This is a genomic window from Amycolatopsis sp. VC5-11, from assembly GCF_037034185.1.
Classification (GTDB): domain Bacteria; phylum Actinomycetota; class Actinomycetes; order Mycobacteriales; family Pseudonocardiaceae; genus Amycolatopsis; species Amycolatopsis nivea.
Window position 1 is genome coordinate 22,717 of record NZ_JBAGKF010000024.1, and the last position, 11,640, is coordinate 34,356.

The 11,640-nt window shown below is 68.9% G+C and carries 12 protein-coding genes; all 12 read left to right on the top strand.

The window, feature by feature from the left end; translation table 11 throughout:
• Window positions 1-177: 177 nt before the first annotated feature.
• Window positions 178-1,761 carry a DUF6801 domain-containing protein gene (locus tag WA670_RS40530; RefSeq protein ID WP_336161407.1) on the top strand — a complete coding sequence of 528 codons (1,584 nt, stop codon included), beginning with the start codon at window positions 178-180 and terminating at the stop codon, window positions 1,759-1,761.
• Between the two features lie 110 nt (window positions 1,762-1,871).
• Window positions 1,872-2,624: a hypothetical protein gene (locus tag WA670_RS40535; protein ID WP_336161409.1), complete on the top strand. Its 753-nt coding sequence runs from the start codon at window positions 1,872-1,874 to the stop codon at window positions 2,622-2,624.
• Window positions 2,621-3,415, top strand: coding sequence for an MlaE family ABC transporter permease (locus tag WA670_RS40540; RefSeq protein ID WP_134666825.1), 795 nt, complete (start codon window positions 2,621-2,623; stop codon window positions 3,413-3,415). The genes WA670_RS40535 and WA670_RS40540 overlap by 4 nt, the downstream gene beginning before the upstream one ends.
• Window positions 3,416-4,231 carry an MlaE family ABC transporter permease gene (locus tag WA670_RS40545; RefSeq protein WP_336161411.1) on the top strand — a complete coding sequence of 272 codons (816 nt, stop codon included), beginning with the start codon at window positions 3,416-3,418 and terminating at the stop codon, window positions 4,229-4,231.
• The gene (locus WA670_RS40550; protein WP_336161413.1) at window positions 4,228-5,412 is read left to right on the top strand and encodes an MCE family protein; all 1,185 of its coding nucleotides are present in this window, start codon (window positions 4,228-4,230) and stop codon (window positions 5,410-5,412) included. The genes WA670_RS40545 and WA670_RS40550 overlap by 4 nt, the downstream gene beginning before the upstream one ends.
• Window positions 5,409-6,425, top strand: a complete 1,017-nt coding sequence (locus tag WA670_RS40555; RefSeq protein ID WP_336161415.1) for an MlaD family protein — start codon at window positions 5,409-5,411, stop codon at window positions 6,423-6,425. Before WA670_RS40550 ends, WA670_RS40555 begins: the two co-directional genes overlap by 4 nt.
• The gene (locus tag WA670_RS40560; RefSeq protein ID WP_336161416.1) at window positions 6,422-7,432 is read left to right on the top strand and encodes an MCE family protein; all 1,011 of its coding nucleotides are present in this window, start codon (window positions 6,422-6,424) and stop codon (window positions 7,430-7,432) included. The genes WA670_RS40555 and WA670_RS40560 overlap by 4 nt, the downstream gene beginning before the upstream one ends.
• Window positions 7,432-8,430, top strand: coding sequence for an MCE family protein (locus tag WA670_RS40565; protein WP_134730691.1), 999 nt, complete (start codon window positions 7,432-7,434; stop codon window positions 8,428-8,430). The genes WA670_RS40560 and WA670_RS40565 overlap by 1 nt, the downstream gene beginning before the upstream one ends.
• The gene (locus WA670_RS40570) at window positions 8,427-9,398 is read left to right on the top strand and encodes an MCE family protein (RefSeq protein ID WP_336161419.1); all 972 of its coding nucleotides are present in this window, start codon (window positions 8,427-8,429) and stop codon (window positions 9,396-9,398) included. Before WA670_RS40565 ends, WA670_RS40570 begins: the two co-directional genes overlap by 4 nt.
• A complete protein-coding gene (locus WA670_RS40575) occupies window positions 9,398-10,504 on the top strand; it encodes an MlaD family protein (protein ID WP_134730687.1) in 1,107 nt (368 codons plus the stop codon). The genes WA670_RS40570 and WA670_RS40575 overlap by 1 nt, the downstream gene beginning before the upstream one ends.
• Window positions 10,501-11,007, top strand: a complete 507-nt coding sequence (locus WA670_RS40580) for a hypothetical protein (RefSeq protein ID WP_134730685.1) — start codon at window positions 10,501-10,503, stop codon at window positions 11,005-11,007. The genes WA670_RS40575 and WA670_RS40580 overlap by 4 nt, the downstream gene beginning before the upstream one ends.
• Window positions 11,004-11,624: a hypothetical protein gene (locus WA670_RS40585; RefSeq protein ID WP_134730683.1), complete on the top strand. Its 621-nt coding sequence runs from the start codon at window positions 11,004-11,006 to the stop codon at window positions 11,622-11,624. Before WA670_RS40580 ends, WA670_RS40585 begins: the two co-directional genes overlap by 4 nt.
• Window positions 11,625-11,640 lie beyond the last annotated feature (16 nt).

Genomic DNA, 11,640 nt, shown 5'->3' on the forward strand with positions numbered 1-11,640 from the left:
GGCGTAACAGTTTTCCGCGCGGCGAATAGCACGCGCGTGACAAGTCATGAGCCAGGTGACCCTTTTGCGGCAAGGCATTCCGGCCGGTGTGACAAAGAAATAGCCGGGAGGTGGTGCGCGGGCAATCGCGGCGGTATTTTCCGGAAACATTGTCCCGATTCCCCGAGGTGACGAGCCGTGAAGTTTCCGTGGAAGTCGAGAAAAGCGGCCGGCGCGCTGGCCGCCCTGACCGTCGCGAGCGCCGCGGCGGCCGCCACGCTGGCCGGGGCCGGGCTGTCGCAAGCCGCGCCGGCCAGCCTGACCCTGAACTACACCTGCCCGTTCCCGCTCATCGGCGACCAGGTGCTCGCGGTGAAGATCGACACCAACCTGCCGGACAACGCGGTCGCGGGTTCGGCGTCCACCCCGATCAAGTTCGACGTGGACGTCACCGTCCCGGAGACCGCGACCGAAGGCCTCGCACTGGTCGGCGCCACAACCCTGGACGGCTCGGCCAAGGCGGCGGCCCAGCTCAAGTATCCCGTCGACAAGACGCTGAACCTCGGCCTCCCGCTCACGATCCCCTCGACGCCGGTGCCGCCGTCCGGCGCGTTCCACGTCAAAACCAGCGGCCAGGCCCCGGCCGTGACGTTCCCCAGCGCGGGCACCGCGTCGGTGACCGTCGGGAACTTCAGCACGACGATGACCCCGCGCACCGCGTCCGGCCAGCCCACCGACCTCGGCACGTTCACCTCGGACTGCGTCGTCGTCCCCGGCCAGAACCAGCAGCTGGGCACCTTCGAGATCAAGCCCGGCGGAGGCACGACGACGCCGACCTCCCCGACTTCCTCGACCTCCTCGACCGTGCCGACCTCGTCCACCGAGCCGACCCAGCCGACCTCGCCAACGTCGCCAACGTCGTCCACCGAGCCCACTCAGCCGACGTCTCCGACCGAGCCCACGTCGACACAGCCGACTTCGCCCACCCCGTCGACGTCGTCCACTGAGCCGACCCAACCCACTTCCTCGACGCAGCCGACGTCCTCCACGGAACCGACGCAGCCCACGTCCCCGACCCAGCCGACGTCATCCACCGAGCCGACGCAACCCACCTCGCCAACCTCACCGACGTCGTCGACCGAGCCAACCCAGCCGACGTCCTCGACGCAACCGACCTCGCCGACCTCCTCCACCGAACCAACCCAGCCGACGTCCCCGACCCAATCCACGGAACCGACCACCCAGCCGACCCAGCCCACCACCACGCCGCCGGGCAGCACCTCCTTCACCTACTCGCTCCGCGGCAAAACCACGCTCAAGCAACTGCACGCCACCCTGCCGCTCGGCCCCGGCAAGCTCGAAGCGAAGCTCGACGCGGCCGCGGGCACGTTCGACGCCCGGTTCGCCCTGCCCGCATCGGACGTGCACTTCCGGCTGCTCGGCTTCCTCCCCGCCTCCGCGACGGTCAAGCTGAGCCAGGCAGGCGCGATCGACGGCACCTTCGCCGACGGGACGGCCAAGGCGAACGCCAAGGTGGACGTCCGGCTCGCCAAGGTGCGCCTGCTCGGCTTCCCGGTCATGACCTCGAACTCCTGCCGCACGAAAACTCCGGCTCAAGTCCCGCTCGCGTCGCCGTCCGGGTTCGACCCCGCCGCCGGCGGCAAGCTGACCGCGACCTACGCCATTCCGGCATTCACCGGCTGCGGTTTCCTGACCGGGCTGATCACCGATCTCGCCTCCGGTCCGGGCAACAAACTGGACGTGACGCTCACCCGGAAGTGAATTCGTCCCGCGAAAACGCCGACCGGCGTGACAAGAACACGAAAATCCTTGTGCGGCAACGAGAATCGGCATTAGCTTCGGAAAGGATCGCCTTCGATGAGGAAGTCCGAATGTCTGCGCTGACCCGGTTCTCGCTGCCGCTGGTGCTGGTGCTGGTGCTGGCCGCGTTCTCGCTGGGCTCCGCGCAAGCCGCGCCCGGCGACAACGCGCCAGCACCGGCGCCCGCTGCCGTCAATTTCCCCGTCGGGTTCTATGTCGGCGACGCACAGCAGCCCACCACCAGCCACGTCGCGAAGCTGGGTTCGGACATCAGCTTTCCGCAGGGCCGGTTCGACGGCGCCCTGCTCGGCCTCAGCGGCCGCGTGCCGCTGACCGGCAAGCTCAGCATCCCCGTGACCGAAAGCTATTTCGTCGCCTTCCGCTTCATGCCCGCCACCGGCACGGTCGAACTCGTCCCGGACGGCGACGTCACCGGCACCACCCAGGTGCTGACCGGCAAGGACACCAACTGCAAGCAGACGGGGACCAACCTTTGCGCCGATTCCGAGGTCACCGCGAAGGTCTTCGTGAAGCTGTCGAACGTCAAAGTGGACGGCAAGCCGCTCGACGTCGGCCCGGACTGCCGCACCGCCCAGCCCGCCGAGGTGACCCTGAAAGCCTTGCTGCCGCTGGCTTTCCCCGCGCCGCCGGCGAAGGTGACGACCACCTTCACGACGCCGCCGTTCGCCGGCTGCGTCGGCCATGAGGACTACAGCCGCTTGTTCACCGGGCTGGTTTCCGGGCCGGGCAACACTTTGACGACCGATCTGGTGCTCCGCTGCGTCGGCAGCTCGGGCCCGAACGGGTGCGGGACGGCGCCGTGACGACCCTGCTGACCCAGCTCCCGCAACGGGCGGCGAGCGGCCTGCGCGAGTTCGGCCGGATGTGCGCGATGGGGCTGGACATCATCCTCGCGATGTTCCGCCGTCCCTACCAGGTCCGGGAATTCGTCCAGCAGTTCTGGTTCATCGCCAGCGTGTCCATCTCGCCGGCGATCCTCGTCTCCATCCCTTTCGGCGCGGTGATCTCGCTGCAGCTCGGCTCGCTCACCAGCCAGATCGGCGCGCAGCAGTTCAACGGCGCGGCGAGCGTGCTGGCCGTCGTGCAGCAGGCCAGCCCGATCGTCACGACGCTGATCATCTCCGGCGCGGGCGGCAGCGCGATCTGCGCCGACCTCGGTGCGCGCACCATCCGCGAGGAGATCGACGCGATGGAGGTGCTCGGCGTTTCGGTGATCCAGCGCCTGGTCGTGCCGCGCGTGCAGGCGGCGGTTCTCGCGTGCGTCCTGCTCAACGGCCTGGTCAGCGTGGTCGGCGTGCTCGGCGGCTACTTCTTCAACGTCATCGTCCAGGGCGGCACTCCCGGGGCCTACCTGGCCAGCTTCAACGCGCTCGCGCAGCTGTCCGATCTCGTTGCCAGCTCGGTGAAAGCGGTCATCTTCGGCTTCCTCGCCGGGGTGGTGGCGTCCTACCGCGGCCTGAACCCGAAGGGCGGGCCGAAGGGGGTCGGCGACGTCGTCAACCAGTCGGTCGTCATCACGTTCCTGCTGCTGTTCTTCGTCAACACCGTGCTGACCGCCCTGTACCTGCAACTCGTTCCGGCGAAGGGAACCTGAGTGGTCAACCTCAGCAAGCCCGGCGACAAGCTGTTCGACCTCGGCGACCAGCTGCTGTTCTACGTCCGCGCGATCGCGGCCGTCCCGCTCGCGGTGACCCGCTACTCCCGCGAGGTCGTGCGGCTGCTGGCCGAGGTGACGTTCGGCAGCGGCGCGCTCGCGGTGATCGGCGGCACGATCGGCGTGATGGTCGGGCTGTGCGTGTTCACCGGCGTCACGGTGGGACTGCAGGGATTCAGCGCGCTCAACCAGATCAACATCTCGGCGATGACGGGCTTCCTGACCGCGTACTTCAACACCCGGGAGATCGCGCCGCTCGTCGCCGGGCTCGCGCTTTCGTCCACAGTGGGCAGCGGGTTCACCGCCCAGCTCGGCGCGATGCGGATCTCCGAGGAGATCGACGCGCTCGAGGTGATGGCCGTGCGAAGCATGCCCTACTTGGTGACGACGCGGATCGTCGCCGGGTTCGTCGCGATCATCCCGCTGTACGTCATCGGACTGCTGATCTCCTACCTCGGCTCCCGGCTGACCACGGTCGTCTTCTTCGGACAGTCCGGCGGCACCTACGACCATTACTTCACGCTGTTCCTGCCGCCCGGCGACGTGCTGTGGTCCTTCGGGAAAGTACTGGTCTTCAGCGTCGGCGTGATCCTCACGCACTGTTTCTACGGTTACCGCGCGAGCGGCGGACCGGCGGGCGTCGGCGTCGCGGTGGGCCGGGCCGTGCGGACGTCCATCGTGCTGATCAGCGTGCTCGACCTGTTCCTCTCGCTCGCGATCTGGGGCGCGACCACCACGGTCAAGGTGTCCGGATGAACCGGGCGGCCACGCAGCTGGCCGGGGTCGCGTTCCTCGGCGTGCTCGCCCTGCTCGGGTACCTCGCGGTGGCGATCTATGACAAGGATTTCGACGACTCGGTGCTGGTGACGTTGGAAGCGGACCGGGTCGGCAGCCAGCTCGCGCCGACGGCCGAGGTGAAGGTCAAGGGGGTGCCCTTCGGCGAGGTACGGGCAGTACGCAGCACGCCGTCCGGAGCCGAGATCGACTTGGCCCTCGACCCGGCGAAGATCGGGCAACTGCCGGGCAACGTCTCCGCGCGGCTGCTGCCGAAGACGGTGTTCGGCGAGCGGTACGTCAACCTCGTGCTGCCCGCTCACCCGGTTGGCGCGCTGCGTGCCGGCGACGTCATCACGCAGGACCGCTCGGCCAACGCGATCGAGCTGGAGCGCGTGCTCGGCGATCTGCTGCCGCTGCTGCGGGCGGTTCAGCCGGAGAAGCTGAACAGCTCGCTCGGCGCGATCTCGCTCGCCCTCGACAACCGCGGGAAACCGCTGGGCGACAGCATCGTGCAGCTGCAGGACCTGCTGGCCAAGCTGAACCCGTTGCTGCCGCAGTTCAAGGCGGACATCACCGGACTCGCCGACGCCGCCGACGTCTACACCGGCGCGGCGCCGGACATCCTCCAAGCCTTGAGCGATTTGTCGACTACCGCGAAGACCATTGTGGACACTCGCGCCGACCTGGGCAGTCTCTACTCGAGCGTGACCGGGGCAGCCGGGAACCTGAACGATTTCCTGCGGAAGAACGCGGACAACCTCATCGGGGTGTCCGCCGCGAGCAGGCCGTCGCTGGAGCTGCTGTCGCGGTACTCGCCCGAGTTTCCGTGCCTGTTCGACGCTGTCAACCGGCTCAAGCCGTTGATGGAGAAGGCGCTCGGCAAGGGAACGAACGAACCGGGCCTGCACGTGACGCTGACTGTGCAGGACCCGCGCGACAAGTACGTGCCCGGCCGCGACAGCCCGCGCTACGACGCGACGGGCGGCCCGAAGTGCTACGGCGGCGGTGCGGCCCCGGGAGGCGATCTCGGCCCGGCGAACTCGCCGGGGGAGCGCCAGCTGGTCGCCGAACTTTTACGGCCCTCGTTGGGAGAGGTGCCGGATTGGAGCAGTGTCCTCATCGGACCGGCACTGCGCGGAACGGAGGTGACTGTCCGATGAGGAGCGTCGCGGGACCTGCGTTCAAGGGGTTGCTTTTCTTTGTCGTCACCGTGTGCGCGACCGCGGTGCTGGCGATCACGATCGCCAACTCGGGCGTGGGCACGACGGTTGGCTACACCGCCCGCTTCACCGACGCGACCTCGGTCAACCCCGGCGACGAGGTCCGGATGGCCGGCGTGCGGATCGGCCAGGTCGACGAGGTGCGCGTGGTCGAGCACCGGCTCGCCGACGTCACCTTCTCCGTCGACCGGACCCACCGGCTCACCGCCGCGGCCTCGGTCGTGATCCGCTACCGCAACCTGGTCGGGCAGCGCTACCTCTCGGTCGACCCCGGTGCCGCCGAAACCGCCCCGACGCTCGGTGACGGCGCGCTGATCCCGTCGGACAAGACGAAACCGGCGCTCGACCTGACCACCTTGTTCAACGGCTTCAAACCGCTTTTCCAAGCCCTGTCGCCAAAAGACGTCAACCAGCTGTCCTTCGAGATCATCCAGGTCCTCCAAGGCGAGGGCAGCACGATCGAAAGCCTGCTGCAGCACACGGCGTCGCTGACGTCCACTTTGGCCGGAAAGGACGCCGTGATCGGCAAGGTGATCGGCAACCTCAACACGCTCCTCGACACCGTGAACGCGCAGGGCGACCAGTTCGACGCCCTCGTGGACACGACAGCACAACTCGTCACCGGTCTGGCCGCGGACGCGAAACCGATCGGGCAGGCCATCGGCGGCCTCGGCGAACTCACGACATCCACCGCCGGGCTGCTGCAGGACGGCCGCCAGCCGCTCAAGGACAGCATTTCCGCGCTCGGCGACCTGTCCAAGAACCTCGCCGACAACACCCCGGTGTTCGAGCAGTTCCTCGCCAACCTGCCGAAGAAACTCGACCGCATCGGCACGATCTTCTCCTACGGCTCGTGGGCGAACTTCTACCTCTGCTCCGTGCAGACTGACGCGAAGCCCGCGCCGGGCGGACCGATGCCTGGCATTCCGGTGACCGCTGCGAGGTGCCGGTGAAACCGCCGCGCATCAAGCCGTTCCGGCTGCGCAACCCCATCGCCGTCGGTGCGGTGACCGCGCTGGTGATGGCACTGATCGGCACCGCGACCTTCTTCTCCGACGACCTGCCGATCATCGGCGGCGGCACGACCTACAAGGCGGAGTTCCGCGAGGCCGCCGGGCTCCGGCCCAACGACGAGGTCCGGGTCGCCGGGGTGAAGGTCGGCGAGGTCACCGAGGTCGGGCTGGCCGGCGACCACGTCGAGGTGCTGTTCCGCGTCAAGGACGCCTGGGTGGGCAACCGGACGACCGCGGCGATCAAGATCAAGACCCTGCTGGGCCAGAAGAACCTCGTGCTCGACCCAGTCGGCGACGGCGAGCTGAACCCGGACCAGCCGATCCCGGTCGAGCGCACGAGTTCGCCGTACGACGTCACCGCGGTTTTCAACGACCTGGCCGGGACCGTCGGAGCCATCGACACCGGCCAGCTGGCACAGGCGTTCCGCACGCTGTCGGAGACGCTCGGCGCGTCGGCGCCCAGCGACGTCCGGACCGCGTTCAACGGGATCGCCGCCCTGTCCCAAACGCTCGCGTCCCGCGACGACGAGCTGGTGAAGCTGTTCCAGAACACCAACAAGGTCTCGAAGACCCTCGGCGAGCGCTCCGGTCAGATCCAGGCCCTCATCCGCGACGGCACCACGCTGCTCAAGGAACTGAACGACCGCAAGGACGCGATCGCGAAGCTGTTCAGCGGCGTCAAGAACCTGTCGATCCAGCTGCGCGGACTGGTCGCGGAGAACCAGAAAACCCTGGGTCCCGCACTCGACCAGCTCGACCGCGTCGCGACCGTGCTCCAGCGGAACCAGGGGCGGCTCGAGGACAGCCTCCGGCTCGCTGGCCCGTTCTACCGGCTGCTCGGCAACGCCGTCGGCAACGGCCGCTGGATCGACACCTATCTGTGCGGGCTCGTCCCGAACGGCGCCGCACCGGGCAGCTGCCTGCCACCGAAGAACGGGGGGCGCTGATGGCGCACCAGCTCATCGACCTGGGAGCCCACGCGCGACGGCGGGCCCGGCTGCGCGCGCTCGCGCTCGGGGTGGTGTGCGCGCTCTTGGTCACGGCGGGATGGCAGCTGGCGACCGCGCCGCGCGAGCGCACCGTGACGGCGTATTTCAGCGCGGCCGTCGGCATCTACCCGAACTCGGACGTGCGCGTCCTCGGGGTCGCCATCGGCTCGGTGTCCCAAGTGGAGCCGAACGGCACCGACGTCAAAGTGACCATGACGCTCAAGCCGGACGTGCGGCTGCCCGCGAACGCCGGCGCGGTCGTCATCACGCCCAGCCTCGTCGCCGATCGGTACGTGCAGCTCACGCCCGTCTTCACCGGCGGGCCCGAACTGCCCGACGGCGCGTCGATCCCGCGCGAGCGCACCGCGACGCCGGTCGAGGTCGACGATCTGCTGCGCAGCCTCAACCAGCTGATGGCGGCGCTCGGCCCGCAGGGCGCGAACAAGGACGGCGCGGTCAGCGACGTCCTCACGAAGTCGGCCGCGTACCTCGACGGCAACGGCGCGACGATCGGGCAGGCGATCAAGAATCTCGGCGAATTCGCCCGCGCGGCAAGCGATTCCAAGGACGACCTGTTCAGCTCGGTGGACAACATCAGCAAGTTCACCGCGATGCTCGCCGCGAACGACGGCCAGGTGAAACAGGCCATCGCGCAGATCTCGTCGCTCAGCAAGGTCCTCGCCGACCAGCGCGACCAGTTCTCCGGCGCGCTGACCGAACTGACCCAGGCACTCGGCGTCGTGCAGGGATTCATCAAGGACAACCGGGGCAAGGTGCAGTCCGATGTGGACAAACTGGCCGGGGTCACGAAGGTGCTGGTGAACCAGAAGGACTCGCTCGCCGAGGCGCTGAGCGCCGCCCCGAACGCGCTGACCAACCTGCTCGGAGCCTACGACCCGGACGCCGGCGTCATCGACGGCCGCGGCAACCTCCTCGAATTCCCGGAGACGAAATGAAATCCCTGGCGAAGGCCGCGGCGGTGCTGACGCTGGTCCTGGTCACCACCGGATGCGGGACGGGGGTGAGCGTGTACGACCTCCCGCTGCCCGGCGGCGCCGCGCTCGGCGACCACCCGATCCACGTCACCGCGAGCTTCGCCGACGTGCTGGACCTCGTGCCGCAGTCCGGCGTCAAGGTCAACGACGTGCCGGTCGGCCAGGTCACCAAGGTGCGGCTCGCGCCGGACGGGCACAGCGCGATCGTGGACCTGGTGCTCAACGGCGACGTCGACCTGCCCGCCAATGCCGTCGCGCGGCTGCGGCAGGCCAGCATCCTCGGCGAGAAGTTCGTCGAGCTGGCCCCGCCGCCCGACGCGACCCCGGCAGGCAGGCTGGTGGACCGGGCGGTCATCCCGCTCGACCGCTCCACGCTGACCCCGCAGATCGAGGAGGTCTTCGGCGCGCTTTCCCTGTTGCTCAACGGCGGCGGCGTGGCGCAGGTCCAGAACATCAGCCACCAGCTCAACGCGGCGCTCGGCGGCAAGGAAACCGCGGCCCGCAGTCTGCTGTCCAGTTTGGACACGCTGGTCAAGGGGCTCGACGAACAACGCGGCGAGATCACCCGGGCGATCGAGAGCGTCAACCGGCTCGCCGAAACGCTGAACGCGCACACCGACCAGATCACCACGACGCTCAACGGCCTGACCCCGGGCATCAGCGTGCTCAACCAGCAGCGGGAGGCGCTGGTCGGGATGCTCAAATCGCTCGACGGGCTGACCTCGGTCGCCGTCACCACGGTCAACCGCAGCAAGGACGACCTGGTCGCCGACCTCCAGGCCCTCGCGCCCCTGCTGCGGCGGCTGGCCGATTCCGGGGACAAGCTGCCGAAGGCGATGGAGATGATCTTCACCTTCCCGTTCCCGGACGCCGCGCTGGACGCGATCCGCGGCGACTACCTCAACGGCTTCCTCAAGACAGGCCACTGATGCTGACCCGGTTCGTGCGCGTCCAGGTGACGCTGTTCGTCGTCATCGCCGTTGTCGGCGTGGCCTACGTCGGGGCCACTTATGCCGGTCTGGACAAGGTGTTTTTCGGCCGCGGTTACACCGTGAAGGCGCAATTCCCCACCGGCGGCGGCATTTTCACCAACGCCGAGGTCACGTATCGGGGAGTGCCGATCGGCCGGGTCGGGCAGCTCCGGCTCACGTCCGCTGGAATGGAAGCGGATCTCGAGATCGATTCCGGCACCGCATCCGTCCCCGCCGACACCGAAGCCGTCGTCGCCGATCGGTCGGCGGTCGGCGAGCAGTACGTCGACCTGCGGCCGCGCACCGCTGGCGGGCCAATGCTGCACGACGGTTCGGTGATCACCCAGGACAACACGAAGATCCCGCTTCCGGTGGACACCGTGCTGTCTACTGTGGACTCTTTCGCGTCGTCGGTGCCCAAGCCCGCCCTGCGCACCGTCGTCGACGAGCTGTACAACGCGACGTCCGGCGCCGGTCCCGCGCTGGACCAGCTGGTCGGCCGCGGCATCGAGTTCGTGCAAGCCGCGAGCGCGCACGTCGCGCCCCTGACCCAGCTCGTCACCGACGCACACACCGTGCTGGACACCCAGGCGCAGCAGGCGGACGCGATCCGCAGCTTCGGCGCCAATGCCAAACTGCTCGCGTCGACCTTGAAGCAATCCGACGGGGACCTCCGCAAGCTCATTCCGGCAGTGCCCGCCGCGGCGAACGAGGTCGGTTCGCTGATCCGCGACTCCGGTCCGCAGCTGGGCGTGCTGCTCGCGAACCTGCTCACCACCGCGGACGTCCTCGAATCCCGGCAAAGCGGGATCCGGCAGCTGCTGATCACCGCGCCGCGGGCAGTCGGCGCGGCCAGCGCGGTCGTCCGGCCGGACGGGGCGCATTTCGGACTGTCGCTGTCGTTCTTCGACCCGCCGCCGTGCACGACGGGATACACGACGCCGTATCGCGACGGTCTCGACACCTCGACCAGGCCGCTGAACACCGCCGCACGGTGCGCGCTGCCGAAGGGCGACCCGACGAACGTGCGCGGCTCGCAAAACGCACCGGGAGGACAGCCGTGAGGATTTTCGCGTCGCTGGCCCAGATCGCCGCGGTCCTCGCGACCGCGGCGGCCGGCTGGACCGGGTACACCTGGTGGCAAGCCGCGCACGACGACGGCGTCGCGCGCGCGGTCGTCCGGGAGGATGCCTTGCAAGCCGGGCGTTCCGCGATCGCCGGACTGACCACTTTGGACTACCGGCAGGCGGCGGCCGGATACCAGCACTGGCTGGACGTGTCCGGCGGCGCGCTGCACGACGAGCTGGCGCAAGATCGCCAAGGCAGCCTCGACCGGATCGCCCAGGCGAAAACCGTCACCACCGGGAAGGTGACCGACGCCGCGGTGACCGAAGTGGACACTGGCGCGGGCACGGCGAAGCTGATCACCTCCGTGGAACTGGTCGTGACGCCCGCCGGTCAGGAGGCGGTGACCAAACGGTCCCGGTTCCAGGCCGAGCTGACCCGCGCTCCGGACGGATGGCGGGTCACCGCACTGGGCCAAGTCCCGGCAGGGGAGGCACCGTGACCACGCGAACGAAGAAACGGGTCGTGAAAGTAGCCGGACGCCACGGTGATCCGGCACCGGAACCGGACGACACCGTCGAAGAGCCAGCGGCACTGGTCGAGGAGCCTGCCTCGTCGCCGCGGAAGCGCCGAGCACCACTGGTTTTCGCGGCCGTCGCCGTCGTGATGGCCGCGCTGGCGGTGTGGTTCACCGTCGAGGCGCGCGACACGAACGCGGTGGTGGCACACAACACCGCGCTGTCCGACGTGTCGGGCACCGCGGACGCGGGCAAACAGATCAGCTCCGCGCTCGGCGCGCTTTTCTCCTACCGCTACGACGATCCGGCCCGCAACGACCGGGCGGCCAAGGACCTGCTGACCGGGTCCGCGCTCACCCAGTACACCCGGTTGTTCGGCCAGGTCCGCCAGCTCGCCGCCGAACAGAAGCTCGTCGTGACCTCGACCGCCGTCGCGTCCGGGGTGAAGCTCCTGGACGGAGATCGCGCGGCCCTGCTGGTGTTCCTCGACCAGACCGGCACGCGCGGCGACGGGCAGCGCAGCACCGGGGCCGCGCAGCTGAGCGTCACCGCCGAACGGATCGACGGGAAGTGGCGGATCACCGGGATGTCCGCCGCCTGAACGCTCCGGCAAAGTG